Annotated in this window: 10 protein-coding genes and 3 pseudogenes; 11 read left to right on the top strand and 2 right to left on the bottom strand. The window is 43.4% G+C overall.

The annotated features are described in order from the left end of the window. Nucleotides 1–540: 540 nt before the first annotated feature. From NSQ51_RS15180 to NSQ51_RS15155, 6 genes and pseudogenes are all read left to right on the top strand, one after another. Entirely contained in the window at nt 541–933 is a 393-nt protein-coding gene (locus NSQ51_RS15180; protein ID WP_121650205.1) for a hypothetical protein, read from the top strand. Nucleotides 934–937: 4 nt separating this feature from the next. Next, nucleotides 938–1,732, top strand: coding sequence for an ImmA/IrrE family metallo-endopeptidase (locus tag NSQ51_RS15175; protein ID WP_121650204.1), 795 nt, complete (start codon nt 938–940; stop codon nt 1,730–1,732). Beyond that, nucleotides 1,729–2,622, top strand: a complete 894-nt coding sequence (locus NSQ51_RS15170) for a hypothetical protein (RefSeq protein ID WP_121650203.1) — start codon at nt 1,729–1,731, stop codon at nt 2,620–2,622. Before NSQ51_RS15175 ends, NSQ51_RS15170 begins: the two co-directional genes overlap by 4 nt. A gap of 161 nt (nt 2,623–2,783) precedes the next feature. After that, entirely contained in the window at nt 2,784–3,893 is a 1,110-nt protein-coding gene (locus NSQ51_RS15165) for an RNA-guided endonuclease TnpB family protein (RefSeq protein ID WP_049625974.1), read from the top strand. Between the two features lie 222 nt (nt 3,894–4,115). Next, a pseudogene (locus NSQ51_RS15160) lies at nt 4,116–5,282 on the top strand (IS256 family transposase). Nucleotides 5,283–5,576: 294 nt separating this feature from the next. Next, nucleotides 5,577–6,506 (top strand): DUF3298 and DUF4163 domain-containing protein, encoded by a 930-nt coding sequence (locus NSQ51_RS15155; RefSeq protein ID WP_033017510.1) that lies wholly within the window; start codon nt 5,577–5,579, stop codon nt 6,504–6,506. 297 nt (nt 6,507–6,803) lie between these two features. On the opposite strand, the gene NSQ51_RS15150 is transcribed toward NSQ51_RS15155, so the two are convergent. Further along, a complete protein-coding gene (locus NSQ51_RS15150) occupies nt 6,804–7,937 on the bottom strand; it encodes an IS4-like element IS5377 family transposase (protein ID WP_339239654.1) in 1,134 nt (377 codons plus the stop codon). 186 nt (nt 7,938–8,123) lie between these two features. Between NSQ51_RS15150 and NSQ51_RS15145 the strand changes: the two genes are divergently transcribed. From NSQ51_RS15145 to NSQ51_RS15125, 5 genes and pseudogenes are all read left to right on the top strand, one after another. Next, nucleotides 8,124–10,451 (top strand): bifunctional 2',3'-cyclic-nucleotide 2'-phosphodiesterase/3'-nucleotidase, encoded by a 2,328-nt coding sequence (locus tag NSQ51_RS15145; RefSeq protein ID WP_121650139.1) that lies wholly within the window; start codon nt 8,124–8,126, stop codon nt 10,449–10,451. Nucleotides 10,452–11,140: 689 nt separating this feature from the next. After that, complete coding sequence (locus tag NSQ51_RS15140; protein WP_033014861.1) at nt 11,141–11,749, top strand: type IV toxin-antitoxin system AbiEi family antitoxin domain-containing protein; 609 nt, start codon at nt 11,141–11,143, stop codon at nt 11,747–11,749. Continuing rightward, on the top strand, nt 11,749–12,660 hold the full coding sequence (locus tag NSQ51_RS15135) for a nucleotidyl transferase AbiEii/AbiGii toxin family protein (protein WP_014196821.1): 912 nt from the start codon (nt 11,749–11,751) through the stop codon (nt 12,658–12,660). Before NSQ51_RS15140 ends, NSQ51_RS15135 begins: the two co-directional genes overlap by 1 nt. A gap of 196 nt (nt 12,661–12,856) precedes the next feature. Continuing rightward, nucleotides 12,857–13,216, top strand: coding sequence for a hypothetical protein (locus NSQ51_RS15130; RefSeq protein WP_014196820.1), 360 nt, complete (start codon nt 12,857–12,859; stop codon nt 13,214–13,216). A 103-nt stretch (nt 13,217–13,319) separates the two neighbouring features. After that, a pseudogene (locus NSQ51_RS15125) lies at nt 13,320–13,541 on the top strand (multifunctional 2',3'-cyclic-nucleotide 2'-phosphodiesterase/5'-nucleotidase/3'-nucleotidase); the annotation flags it as partial. A gap of 97 nt (nt 13,542–13,638) precedes the next feature. On the opposite strand, the pseudogene amyS reads toward NSQ51_RS15125, so the two are convergent. After that, nucleotides 13,639–15,252: pseudogene (amyS, locus tag NSQ51_RS15120) on the bottom strand (alpha-amylase). Nucleotides 15,253–15,642: the final 390 nt, after the last annotated feature.

Here is a 15,642-nt window from a genome sequence, read left to right as displayed (position 1 = left end):
AGAAGGTAAAAGAAAAAGTCAAGGCGTTGAACGACCAAGTGCAAGCGAACAAAAAGGCGTTGCTTCAGTTGCTGTAGAAATCAAGGGAGAAGGCGTCCCAAACGTTGGGGCGCCTTTTTGCATTAACGGAAGGACGTCCTTATTCCCGTTTTTAAGGAAAAAATGAATTTAATCAAGAACTTTTGCATGATTTTTGACATAAACTAATCATATATTCCGCTTTTTGAGGAAAAATACATGGAAAATCAATTGTTCTCAGTTTATAATTGATTGTAGAAGCAAGGTCAAAAGTTTGATGAAAACTCCACACGGATCATCCCATTGAGCATCGCAGGGATGTTCAAGGTTGGATTCGTCATTTTAGATCTCACATTTCGCACCTTGAATAAAAATTCAAAATAAACCTGATTTCATCGAATAAAAATTAGTTATTTTACAATATCTGTATAAAAGTTTATTTTTATGCGAATATTTTGGTCATTTTTTGTATATTATGCAAAGGTTGCGAAATATGAGTTAGATATACGGGAGGTGAAGTGTATGGTAAATACAAACAAAATTGTAGGTCAGAATGTCAAAAAATATATAGAAGGGAAAGGCATTAAACATTCATGGGTGATGGAACGCACTGGTATTAAGAAGACAGCTTATTATAATTTCTTGAAAGGCGAAGGAAATGTGGAGGAGTATGTTGCAAAGATCAATAAGCTATTCCGCATTAAAGATCCGTTCTTTTTTTACAAGGCAGATATGGAATTCAAAGAAAAAACGTTTGACCGTAGCCGATCTGATTCATTTATGAATTATGTGGCCCTTTCGTTTCACGGTGCAGAGGACGAAGAATTCAAAAAGGGCATGCATCTTTTCAGCGAATTTGTTGAACTGATCGATGTGTTAAAATCAGTGACAAATTCCGAACATCCAAGGGGGTAGTCCATTGATTGCAAAAGATAATCTTGAAATGATTCTAGAGCATAACAAAACACATTTGCCGAAAATTAAAAAGGCGATGGACCGTATTTACTCCCTCGGAGATCCTCTTGCTCATGTAAAGCCGCTTGATTTTATAAAAACTTATCTTTACGAGCATGCAAATGTATTGCAGTTTCCGATTCAAAATGCTGACTATGGTGGGCTTGTGTATTACTATAACGGTGATTATTATGTCCATATTAATACCGCACAGCCGAGAATATATGAAAATTTCATGTGGGCGCACGAGTTTTATCATTTCTTTTTTGACAGAGATAAAATTAAGAACCCTGACCAAAATTTTATCATGATTGATCATATTTATGATGAAAAAGAGCGGCTTCCTAATCTCTTCGCTTCCGAATTTTTAATTAATGACTTTGTGTTAGAAAGAAGCTTTCAATTTTTAGAAACTGCTCATACGAAACAATCTCTCCCAGAAAAAATTATGCGATTAATCAGTATCTTCCAGATCCCGTATAAAGCGTTAATTGTTAAACTTGCTCAAAACGAATTGATCACGATTAACGAAGCGAAAAATGCATTGGACTATGATTATAGAAATCGTATTCCTCATGATATAGACAAATCATTTTTCGAGCCTAGTTATACAATAAACATCAGCGGGTTTGATGAATTGTATGAAAAAGCAAAAGGATTGATGTATGAGGAGGATCTTCAATCGATTAAAAAATCTTATGATAAGCTATATGAACAAGTGTTGGCGTCAGTGCATGATCAAAGGGGGACGAAAGGATGAAGGTCCTCGATTCCCCTGTTTTAGAATCCGTTCGCCCGTTTATTTCAGATAATACGGTCCAACTGTACCAGTCACTAAATGAACATCAAGCATTTTATATGTTAGATAATATGATCTTAACGAAATTAAGAAAACAAATATCAAATTTGCCGCTTTTGCTGCAGGCGTTTCATCAGTCCCCGGTTTTTCTTATTCCTGATGTAGTGTTAGAAGAGTCTTTTAGGAATATACCCACAAAGGAACGGTATAATAATTATTACTTTGAGCTTTTCAAACAATTATCGGCGAAGAAACAGCTATACATTATATCGATGGAAACCATTTATCAATTAGAAAAAGGAATGACGAAAAAGCAATACATATTTGATGCGATGAAACAACTAGCTTTGGAAGCTTTCAGAGTAAATAGAGATATTATTAATAATCTGGAACGATGTGAATTATCCTCTTTTTCGGATCTTCCGAAATTGAGACAAATCATTTTACATAACGGAAATAATGCAGGAGAGCGCTTTATTTGTTTTTTCTCATTATTGCTTGTTCATCAGTACTACGGTCCTGCCTATATATGTAGTGATGACGGCAAAGGTGTATATACGATGTATAATACTTTTGTAAATAACGAAAGTTTATTTCGAATATTAGGTGTCGATGATTTTTTGATGTTTAAAGAGCAATACATCCTGCTGTCTTATGACCGTATTCTACAATTATCCATTCAAAATACGAAATTAAGCTCCGAAGAAATCTATGCTTTTGTGCACAGCAGCGGTCGAAACGAGTCAAGGAAGGTCATTTATTCGTTAGATGGACAGTCATTCCATACAGAAATTAAAAATGCAAATTTCGCTAAATGGATAGAAGAGAGGAAAATAGAGATTTTCTTTTAACATCTTTCCGAAAGAAGTCTCCCACTTCTAAACGAAGTGAAAGTGGGAGATGAATTTCGGTTAGGTATAGCCTAAAATTGTCTCTTTTTTGTGTATTACAATATAATCAGTTATAGAAAAAATATATCGAAAATCAAGGTATGAAGTGATGTGGTGTCGATATGGCAAACAAAGCCTATCAGTTCCGTCTATACCCAACAAAAGAACAAGAACAACTGCTCGCCAAAACCTTCGGTTGTGTCCGTTTCGTGTATAACAAAATGCTTGAAGAGCGCATACAAATGTTTGAAAAGTTCAAGGACGATCAAGAATCCTTGAAACAGCAAACATGTCCGACCCCTGCCAAGTACAAAAAGGAGTTTCCTTGGCTAAAAGAAGTGGACAGCCTTGCGCTGGCAAACGCCCAATTGAATTTGCAGAAAGCGTTTCAACACTTCTTTTCTGGCCGCGCTGGATTTCCCAAGTTCAAAAACCGCAAGGCGAAACAGTCGTACACCACAAATGTGGTAAATGGCAACATCAAGCTTTCAGATGGCTATATCAAGCTGCCCAAACTGAAATGGATCAAGCTCAAGCAACACCGGGAGATTCCTGCCCACCATATCATCAAGTCTTGTACGATCACGAAAACCAAAACAGGAAAATACTATATTTCTATTCTCACAGAGTACGAACATCAACCTGCCCCAAAAGAAGTACAAACGGTGGTTGGGCTTGACTTTTCCATGAGTACGCTGTATGTCGATAGCGAGGGTAAGAGAGCCAATTATCCTCGATTCTATCGCAAAGCATTGGAAACATTAGCGAAAGAACAGCGTAAATTGTCTCGTAAAAAGAAAGGCTCGAATCGTTGGCATAAACAGCGTCTGAAAGTGGCAAAGCTGCATGAAAAAATTGCGAACCAACGAAAAGACTTTCTGCATAAGGAGTCGCACAAATTAGCGAAACGGTATGATTGCGTGGTCATCGAAGACCTCAACATGAAGGGAATGTCCCAAGCCCTCCATTTCGGTCAACGCGTTCATGACAACGGCTGGGGCATGTTCACCTCTTTCCTTCGGTACAAATTGGAAGAACAGGGGAAGAAACTGATCAAAATCGACAAATGGTTCCCCTCGTCCAAAACGTGTTCGTGCTGCGGTCGAGTCAAGGAGTCTCTATCGCTTTCTGAGCGTACATTCCGCTGTGAATGTGGATTCGAGAGCGACAGGGACGTCAATGCGGCCATCAATATCAAACATGAGGGCATGAAACGATTCGCGATCGTCTAACTTGTCCTCGAACCGTGGGGCACACGGGGATCGCTCGGTCAACTTCCCATCATGAGATGGGATTACCCGAGAAGCCCCCACCTCTAAGCGAAGCGTAGGTGGTGGGAGTATGTCACTGATGATGTATAAAATTTTGTGTAAAGCATTTTGCTAGAACAAAAGAAAAAAGGTAGGGTATTCTCTGATTGGACCAAAAATCTTAGAGAAAGGAGAACCCTACCTATGTCTAAAAGTATACCGAATGTAGACTGGGCAAATCAACTGGAAAATGCCATTCGTCAGTTTGTAAAAGAAAAATTAGAACTGATTATGCGGGAAGAAATCAAACATTTCCTTGAAATCGAACAGGCTGGAACGCCGAATATGAGAAACGGCTACTATCAGCGAAATCTAGATACGCAATATGGCCGGATTGAGGGTCTTTTGGTTCCAAGAGACCGAAACGGGGAATTTCAAACACAGTTGTTTGCTCCTTACCAACGGCACACCGGCTAGCTTGAGGAAGCCATCATCAGGATGTATCAAAGTGGCATGAGTACGCGTGAAATTGGCAAGTTTATTGAACGAATTTTAGGCAATGCCTATTCTCCTGCAACGATCAGCCGTATTACCGATGTAGTGAAGGAAGACATCGAGAAATGGCACACTCGTCCACTGCACAAGCGTTATTCCGTCTTATATTTGGATGGTTTATACGTAAAACTTCGTCGCGAAACCGTGGAGAAAGAAGTCATTTATGTGGTGTTAGGGGTGAACGAAGAAGGATATCGCGAAATTCTTGATTTCTTTGTGGGAGGACAAGAAAGCGCCTATGTATGGCAGGAAATTCTTCAACACCTCTACCAAAGAGGCGTCAAGGAAGTGCTTCTTGGCGTCTTCGATGGCCTTCCGGGGCTGGAGGAAGCCTTTAAGGCGGTGTATCCGAAAGCCGATGTGCAGCGCTATGTCGTGCACAAAGTCCGCAACACCCTCAGCCGTGTTCGGAAAAAAGACCAATTCGAAGTGGCCGAGGATCTCAAGCTGATTTATCGCGCGCCGAATAAGGAGATGGCGTTACAAATGTTTCAACAGTTTGAGTCGAAATGGTCCAGCAAATATCCAAGAGAAGTTCAATCTTGGGCCAATGAGTTGGATGTCCTCCTTACATTTATGGATGATCCAAGCAGTATTCGAAGTGTGATTTACACGACGAATGTCATCGAACGAACGATCAAAGAGATTCGGAAACGTCTAAAGCCGATGAACAGTTTGAGCAGTTTAGAAGCCGCGGAAAAAGTCGTGTATTTAACCATTCAAGATTTTAATGAGAAATGGGCAGGGCGAAAGTTGCGAGGATTTGCCGAAGCGCATGAAGCCCTCGAGCGAATGTTTGAAGAACGTTATCATTAACCAAATACTGTAAATAAACAAAATAGGGGGATTCTCCCTTTCCACACAGGAGACTGAATATTCAGTCTCCTGTGTGGAGGAAACTAGTTCCCTATTCATTCCAAATCCATTTCAGAGAAACCCTACCCCATTACATTACACAAAATTCTTGACGGTACCGATTTAGTAGCGGTGCTATCTTTTACTTTGGTAGCTTATCTATAAAAAACATTTACAATTATATAAAAAATGAGGTAAAATTTTTATGGTGCTATTATCACCTGTTTATTTCATCTTTGTGGGGAGGAAATATTCGTGAAAAAGTGGATTACGTCTGTAGTTGTTTGTTTTTTATTTATGTTCGCGAGTCCTTTTTATAATGAAGCTTTAGCGAAAGTACTATGGGATGGAATGGAATTAAAGAAAGGACAGATTGGCAAAGCTACCATCATTAAGCCGACAGAGCTCTACAAGTTGAATGGAACAACAAAAAAAGTAGTTCGCAAATTAAATCCGGGTGAGGTGTACCGCATCTATACGTTTCTACCAGGAAAACTTGGCCTTGGCGGCGGATATTTTATTGATCGGGACAATCGGGTCAAATATCAGACTCCATCGAAAGAAAAGCTGCAGGCGTTAGGAGTAAAAATTATTAAACGCACCTATAAGGATACTTTTGATTACCCTCAAGTGACAGGATTAATCAGCAAATCTGCCCAAGATAAAATTAATGAAACACTTGCAAAGCACGTTCGTGCCTCTTATAACGCTTATATGGAACTAGAACGAACGGAACAAGAACACCGTGAGCAATATAGCGGGGATTTTCCAGAATCTATGTTAGATTACGAATATAAAATGTCCTATGAAGTGAAATATAATGAGAACAATCTGCTTAGCATTTTAATTTACGATTATATGTATACTGGCGGCGCACATGGAATGTCTACAGTAACCGCGTATAATTTTAACGTTTTGACTGGCCAGCGTTTGTATTTAAGCGATGTGGCAAAAAGCCAGTCGGCTTTGAATAAGATTAAAAAATATGCGATTACTGATTTAACAAACCGGGCAAATCGCGGCGAGGCCATTTTTACAGAAGAGTTGTCTGGTATAGAGATTAACAGCCAACGTCCGTTCTATTTTACCGCGAATGGAATCGTTATTAAGTTTTATGAATACGAAGTGGCGCCTTATGCAGCGGGAATGCCGGAAGTGAAAGTTCCTTATTCAGTATTTAAATAAAGAATGAGAAGAGAATAGAGCAAACCCCTCAATAGATTGGTAAGATGCGTATATTTTAATAGAACCTGAATCCGTGATAAAGACGCGTTCAAAGCTGCCAAGAAAACTGGATCAATCAACAAAATATTGCACTCGGGGTTCTTCACCTAATAGGTGAACATTCGAAATGGAGTCGAAGTCTCGACACGATTGGGTTTCCCAGCATTTTTGATACACTTCTTTCACGGATTCAGGTAGAAACTATTAAAGGAGAAAAAAGATGAGAAACAAAATAATGATTCAATTCACGAGTGTTGATTATCCAAAATTATACATACGCCTTCCATAAATTTGGGCATACTCAAACAAAGCAGCGGCCATCCCGGATTTCCAATCGAGAGGAAGCTGCCCAGAGAAAAAACGGCGAACGAACGAAATGAAGGAAAGAGAGACGTTCGTCTGTTTTTTGGTTTGATCATACAGCCATCGCAACAGCACATATGCGATGAATGCCGCAAACAGTTGGTTGTATACCGCATTTTCCGTCGTGCCAAACAAGGTCGGGACATTCAGATATTGCTTCACCCAGCGGAAAAAGACCTCAACGGTCCAACGTTGTTGGTACATGTCGGCAATGGTTTCCGCAGACGCATGGAAGAGATTCGTCACGACCCGAATGTCGCGGCCATTTGCATCTCGAAAGATCACCACCCGGTGACGCTTGGTCGATCGGCATTGTTTCGTCCCCAACTGGCACGTGAAGTCGGCTTGAACCGATGAAGATGCGCTCGGAAGGCGTTTCAAGCTTTTTTTCTGATGAAGTTCGATGTTGTCCTTCATCCGAATGACAAACAGCTGATGCTGCTCCACAAATCGATCGAGGCGTTCGATTTTGAAATACGCCCGGTCTTCCACCAGCACTTGTTGAGCGTTCGTCAACTGTTCTCCCACTGGGCCATCGTGACGCAGTCCGGTCGTTTCCACCACGTCTGCCGGCAGCGAGGATTCCGGCGAATACGCGACGTGCAGCTTCACTCCGGCGCGTTCGCCGTGATACGGAGCCCATGGGAGGCGGTTTTTCCCGACCGTGACGGTCGTCGAATCCACCACCCGAAGCGGTTTGGGAAACCGAAGCGAACGGCGGGTTTGGCGGTTGCACTTGGAAATGATCAACGCCAACAAGCGTTTCATGATGTCATAGGGAACTTCTTTCGCTTTCTTGGATACAGTTGAATAATGGAATCGCGGCAATCCATACAGAGGCCCCACATCGGCTCCGTGGCGAAAGCTTTTCCATTGATGCATGGCGGCCAGCAGGAAGAAGTGAATCAACTCGCGCAACGTAAAGGTTCGAGACGAATCACGATACCCAACCGCTTCGGCAATCAGTTGAATCTCTTCATCCGAAACAAGTTTTTGCATCAAATTCGGGAGTGTGGTATGCTTGTTCATAGAGAGCACCTCCTGGGTTTGTTTGTGTTGCTACTCACATTCTACAGGAAAGGTGCTCTTTTTTCTATACCCTTTGGATTTTATTGGATAATCAACACGCCTGGTTTTTTCTATCAAAATTTTGTTGCTTTTATGGTAATATGTATAGAGATGACAATGATTTGATCTGAGTGAGGGGGATGGACATTGAAAAAACGGAAGAAATACGCGGCGGCGAGCGTGGTGTTGGCGTTGGGGCTGCTTGCTCCGGCTGTGTTGCCGACCGCAGCGGGCGCGGAAGACCGAGATGTCGTCAAGCTGCGCATTTTAGAGACGACGGACGTACATATGAATCTCGTCAACTACGATTATTTCAAAGATAGTCCGACGAATGAGTTTGGGTTGTCGAAGACGGCGCGTTTGATCGAGCAGGCGCGCGCTGAGCAGCCGAATACGCTTCTGTTTGACAACGGGGATTTGATTCAAGGAACGCCGCTTGGCGACTATGTGGCGAAAGTGAAGCCGCTGCAAGACGGCGAAGTGCATCCAGCGGTGAAACTGTTGCATTTGTTGAAGTACGATGCGGCGACGGTTGGGAACCATGAGTTCAACTATGGCTTGGATTTCCTCAATGAAGTGTATGACGATGCCAAGCTGCCGATCGTGAATGCGAACGTGTACCGTGACGATCATGACCAAAATCCGGATAACGATGTCAACTATTTCACGCCGTATCAAATTTTAGCGAAAGAAGTCGTTGATGAAGACGGGGAGAAGCATACGCTGAAGATCGGCGTCATCGGCTTTGTGCCGCCGCAAATTATGGATTGGGACAAAGCGAATTTGCAAGGGAAAGTGATTGCGAAAGACATTGTGCAGTCGGCGCAAAAGTATATTCCAAAAATGAAAGCGGAAGGGGCCGATTTGATCGTTGTGCTATCGCACTCGGGCATTGAGACCGGCGGAAACAGCCCGAATATGGAAAACGCCTCCTATTATTTGACGCAAATTCCGGGGGTCGACGCCGTGTTGACCGGCCACCAGCATAAAAAATTCCCGGCGCTTCCGGGAACGACGCCCGATTTTCCGGATGGGAACGGTATCAACAATGAAACAGGCACGATCAACGGTGTTCCGGTGACGATGCCGGGGGCGTGGGGCGATACGCTTGGGGTTATTGATTTGACGGTTGAGCAAATCGATGGAAAATGGAAAGTGACGCAAGCGAAAGCCCAGCTTCGCCCGGTGTACGACAAGGCGACGAAAACGCCGTTGGTTGACAGCGACCCGGCCGTGGAGCAGGCGATCCAAGCGGAACATGAAGCGACGATTCAGTACGTCCGCAGCCCGGTTGGAAAAACAACGAGCCCGATCAACAGCTATTTTGCGCTTATCAAAGACGATCCGTCCGTGCAAATCGTCACGAATGCGCAAAAATGGTATGTCGAAAAGATGTTGAAAGGGACGAAATATGAAGGCCTTCCGGTGCTGTCGGCCGGCGCTCCGTTCAAAGCCGGCGGACGCGGCGGGGCGAGCTATTACACGGATATTCCGGCAGGGGAAATCGCCATTAAAAACGTCGCCGATTTGTACTTGTATCCGAACACGGTGTATGCGTTGAAAATTACGGGAGCCGAGTTGAAAGAATGGCTTGAGTGGTCGGCGGGGCAATTCAACCAAATCGACCCGAACAAGACAGACGTTCAGCCGCTTATCAACAACGACTTCCCGACGTACAACTTCGACATTATTGATGGCGTGACGTACGAGATCGATGTCACCGAGCCGGCGAAATACGACAAAAACCAAAATGTGATCAATCCGAATGCGAATCGGATTAAAAACTTGAAATTCGAAGGCAAGCCAGTGACGCCGAACATGGAATTTATCGTCGCAACGAACAACTATCGGGCGACGACAAACCGGATCATCAATCCGGGCGGGAAAAACACGATTTTGGCTGCGCCGGATGAAAACCGGCAAGTGATCATCGATTACATTCGGGAAAACGGAACGATCAACCCGTCAGCGGATGGCAACTGGCGGTTTGCGCCAGTGAAAGGGAAAGCGCCGGTGACCGTCACGTTTGAATCGTCGCCGGAAGCGCAAAAATACTTGCCGCAAGACGGCAGCATCCGCTATGTCACCGCCTTGCCGAGCGGATTTGCCCAATATGAATTTGCCTTGCCGCTTTGGAAGGAAGAAAAGCCCAACCCGCCAAAGCAGCCGGAGAAGCCAACCACTCCTCCAGGCCAAGTGAAAAAAGTGTACTGGGATGGCGTGGAGTTGAAAAAAGGGCAAATCGGCCGCTTGACGGTGCAAAAGCCAATCAATCTATGGAAACGGACGAAGGATGGGCGCCTTGTGTTCGTCCGCATCTTAAAGCCTGGGGAAGTATACCGCGTCTACGGGTATGACGCGCGCTTCGGCGGGCAGTACGCGGTCGGCGGCGGGTATTACGTGACCGACATCGACACGCACATTCGCTACGAAACGCCGTCAAAGGAGAAGTTGAAGTTGGTGAATGGGGAGTAAGCAAGAAAGCGAGGCTGTCCGAATGAATGGGGCAGCCTCGCTTTTTGCATGCTTATCATTCCGAATTGAGAAGACCCCACTTCTACGCGTGAGCATAAGTGGGGGATGAATCGCTGTCTTCGTAAGATCGCTGAACCGTGGGATGCACGGGGATGGCTTGGTTCATAGCCTGCCGCGGGGGTTCCCAAGAATCTCCCGCCTCTAAGTGCAAGCATAGGGGGAGAGCGTTCAAGTTAGTTGGTAATGAATGAAGGTGTTATGATGCTCACAGTTTAAATCATTTGACGGAGTAATAGTCAGTGGCAGTGACGTCGCTGTTAAAGTGTAGCCATAGACATTGCGGTTGACCAAGGACAGTTTGGAACACAGTCAGTATGGTATGGAGCCTCCATAGGCATTATTTTGCTTGAATGGCGATATATGAGGCAACCAGCCGATCATGTCTCTCCCTCCATATTAACACGATGTCTTTCCGGGAGTGGAGTGGATCACGTTTTCATGAGCGAAATGGTTCAGTATTATATGTGAAAATAACGGTAGGAATTTTACTTATTGTCGGCATATAATAATAAGTGAATGCATTAAGGTGAAAAAAAGAGGGATATTGTGAATAATGGAGAATAAGTATATGAAATGTTTGCAATGAATGATAAATGCCGACTTTTAGGTGAAAAGAGTGGTGATCATGAATGAATAAAGAAGTAAGCAAAATCATAAAAGATATTTTTGTGCGTCAAAAAGGATTTGCGAAGACAGAAGACTTAACCAGAAAAGGAGTGAGCAAATATTATATTCGAAAGTTCGAGCAAAATGGAGACATCATTAGGATAAAACGTGGGCTGTACCGTTATGCTGCATTTGAAAATGATCAAAATGAAGAAGTGGTTGAAGTATCAAAAGTGATCCCGAATGGTGTTCTTTGTCTTTTGTCGGCATTGTCTTTTTATGAGTTAACAACTTATAACCCGTGGGAGTACCAAATTGCTATTGAAAGAAAATCAAGGAAACCCAGTTTGCCCGATTATCCGCCAATTAAAATTTTCTATTTTTCAAAAAAACAGTTTGAATATGGAATTGAAGAAGTGGAAATAGGCGGCCATAAAATAAGCATTTATAATCGTGAAAAAACGATTTGCGACATTATTCGATACAGAGAAAAAATAGGAATCGATTTAATGAAAGAAGGTTTGCGAAATTATTTACAAAGTCCTGAAAAAAACATAAATAAACTGGTGGAATGTGCTGAGAAAATGCGCATCAAGACGGTTTTATTAAAATACTTAGAGGTGCTTTTATAATGGGAAATATTAAAAATATACCTGCTTCAGTTGGAGAAAGACTAAAGAATATTGCTAAACAAAGCGGAAAAACCTTTGATTTCATTTTATTGTTGTATTTTCAAGAAAGGTTGCTATATCGACTTTCCATTTCTCATTATCGGGATCAATTTGTTCTAAAAGGCGGTCTCTTTTTATTTTCCTTAACACAATTTAAATCTAGGCCAACCAAAGATATTGACTTTTTAGCCAGACAAATTTCGAATGATATTCAATATATCAAAACTGCGTTTGAGTCCATTTGTGCGTTAGCCACTGAAGAAGATGGAGTCGAATTTGATGTAAAGGGCATTACGGCTGAACGAATTAAAGAGGGTGCTGATTATGAAGGGATTCGTATTAAAATTCCGGCAGCACTTGGCAAAATAAAAAAGCAATTGCAACTGGATATTGGATTTGGTGATGTCGTGATCCCAAAACCACAAGAGATGCAGTATCCTACTTTATTAAATATGAAGCCCCCGGAGATTCGAGTCTACTCAACTTATTCAGTAATAGCTGAAAAGTTTGAGGCGATGATCTCACTATCTGTTGTCAACAGTAGAATGAAGGATTTTTATGATGTTTTCACGCTTTTATCAACCGAGAATTTTGATGGACGTGTTTTATGGGAAGCCATATTTGAAACCTTTCAAAGACGTCGAACGAATTTAGAAAAAGAACATCCTGTGTTTTCATCTTCTTTTGCAGAAGATGAGAGCCGAAACAAACAGTGGAAGGCATTTTTGCAAAGAACGGGTATAAAAGAAGATCTACAGTTTCCCTTCGTCATGGAGAAAATTCGAGATTTTCTTTTTCCTGTATATGACTCAATTTTAAAAGAAAATGAATATTGGAAAATGTGGAATAGCCGGACTCTTAAATGGGAGTAACGAAGAAGACAACAGCTCAAAAATTAGAAAAGCATAGGGTAGACGAAATGAATGGAGCAGTAATATCTGAGAGCCTGACAAAAATTAGACAAGAAAAACTGGCTGACGGCGATCAACGTGTACCGCTTTTTTTCAGCGGTACGACGAATTCATTCGCGACCAGGTCATTGGGATTGGCTGGCCGCTGATTGGCAATTTGGACGGCATAAGCAAAGATGAACGGAAAGAGCGATTGCGCAACGTGTACCATTATTCGGGGGCGAAGCTTGGCAACGCTCTTGGCGCAATCTGGGCGTTTGTCCATACGATGGAACAAGGGGATATCGTGTTGGTTCGCAATGGAGCATGGCTCAGCATTGGGATCATTAGCCCCTATCGCTATGTGAAACATCTCGACAATGATATCGATGGGTTTTGCCATCAACGATCGGTTGAGTGGAAGGTCATGAATGAAAACGTTCGGTTGTATCATGAGAACGTGCATGAAACATTGCGGCACCCGGGAGTTGTGACAAAAAGCAAATATACTGTACACGAATTTCAACTAGGGATTTAATGGTAACCCAGGAATGTTTGAGACATATATGAAATGGTTCAAAGGTCGAAAATCGTCATTTCGTCTCACTTCCTCGCGAAGAAAATCACGGTACAATCATCAAACGGTGCAAAAGCCAATCAATCTATGGAAACGGACGAAGGATGGGCGCCTTGTGTTCGTCCGCATCTTACAGCCTGGGGAAGTGTACCGCGTCTACGGGTATGATGCGCGCTTCGGTGGGCAGTACGCGGTCGGCGGCGGGTATTACGTAACAGACATTGACACGCACATCCGCTATGAAACGCCGTCAAAGGAGAAGTTGAAGCAAGCAAATGGATGGTAACATCAAACACGGCCTTGTGCCGCCATTCATGGCGGGCAAGGCCGTGTTTTTTGTCTCAATGATAGAGCGGAATATCTTTACAACGCGATCGCAGGCATCAAGGCCATGCCACCAACCGTGGTTCGGTCCAACGGACGAATTCATCAGTCCACGGTCGGGTTGTGATCGACCAAGCGATAGTAGAGACGGTCGTTTTTCTAGGAACCCAAACCGAAACCGAACCGCCATTGACTTTGAATTCCCCCCATCCATCACTGTTGATGGTGACGGTGTCACTCCGGTTGCCGGTAAGGTCATAGAACACTTTTCCGGCGTGTTGTTTGCCAACGTACATCCATTTGCTTCCTCCCGGCCCATCGGTGATCAATGCGGCCAGTCCGGATCCTGGTTTTTCAGTGACCCCTTCCCTTGTCCACCCGATGATGTCGGAGTGATCAAGATAATCATGTTGCGTTCCGTAAGCATAATCCCTGCGCGCGATGAGGAGCGGATCGATTTTGCTTTTCAGCGAAGGAATGTTATATTGTGGAATGCCATAATAGTCACCATAAAAGACGCACGGGTATCCTTCCTGTCAAGTTAGAATAAAGGCGTAAGCCAACGGTTTGAACCATGGGTCGACCCATGACTGCAGCGCTTGGCCGGGTTCGGTGTCATGATTATCAACGAAGGTGACGGCCAATGTTGGTTGATCTTTCATGAGAGTATTGGTCATTAACGTGCGCATATCAAATGTGCCCCCTGATTTGGAAGCGGTATAAAATTTGTTGTGTAACGGGGCATCAAACAAAGACATCGTTCCGTTTGTTTTCATAATGTAATTGTGCAACTTGTTGATGTCATAGCTCCAATATTCCCCAACGGTAAATAGCGGCTTGCCAGTCTGAGAACGCACATACGACAACCAATCAGGAAAAAAACTGAACTTAATATGCTTGACGGCATCAAGCCGGAACCCATCAATGTTCGTTGTGTTGACATACCATTTCCCCCAGCTTTTCAGCTCAGTCACGACTTCGGGATGATCCATATCAAGGTCGGCATACATTAAGTAGTCATAGTTTCCGTTTTCCGTGTCTACTTCCCAATCCCACGCTTTGCCGATGCCGCGGAATTTGTAAATGCGGCTCAATTTTCGGCTTTCGTCCCAATCAACGCCATCAAAATGGTACCAGCGCCACTTAAAGCTGGAGTAGGTGTTGCCCCGCCCGGGAAAATCAAATTTCGTCCATGCTTGGATTTGATAGGTGCCCGAGATTTCTTGGTTGCGGTCGGACGGATTGACTTCGACGGCGTCCACCCATTCCGTGCCGTCGGCGCCGCCTTTATGGTCGAACACGACATCGGCGTACACTTGCATTCCAGCGGCGTGGGCGGCTTGAATGGCTTGAAGATATTGAGCTTTTGTTCCGTATTTTGTGCGGACGGCCCCTTTTTGATTGAATTCACCGAGGTCATACAAGTCGTATACTCCGTACCCTACGTCGCTGCGGCTTGTTCCTTTATAAGCGGGCGGCAGCCAAAGAGCGGTGATGCCAAGGCTGGATAAGTTGTTGGCTTCATTGGCCACTTTGGTCCATAACGTGCCATCATCCGGCAAGTACCATTCAAAATACTGCATCATGGTGCCGTTAAACGGTGCGGCAGCCTTGGCGGGCTGTCCGGTTGGGCAGAACAGCAAGGCAGTGAGCAAAAACGCGAGCAGGAACATCCATCCTTTTCGAATGATGCGGTGAAACGTTAGCACAATGCCCTTCCCCCTTAATCAAATGTTACATTCGACGGTTTGGATTCCAAAAAATGAAGGGAAATGATTGCATAAAAAGAGTAAACAGGAAGCAAAACCTCGAACGGTTACGTCTATTATAATTTTTATTTGTGATCGTTTTCAATATCGAATTTAAACGATTTTGAGTTAGGAGTGAATCGAAAATAAAAAAACAGAGGGGAATATAGTTGAAATATTCTGTTTATTGGTATAAGATAAAGATTGATGAAATCGTTTGCACCAACCATTTTGTGCAAACGATTGCACAAAGAAATAAAAAGGAGAGGAGAGAAGGAAGTTGGCCAAACAAAGGAGAAGGGAGCAGGGGATGAT

This window comes from Geobacillus sp. FSL K6-0789 (assembly GCF_038593135.1).
Lineage (GTDB): Bacteria > Bacillota > Bacilli > Bacillales > Anoxybacillaceae > Geobacillus > Geobacillus stearothermophilus.
This window is presented reverse-complemented; position numbering and strand designations above follow the sequence as displayed.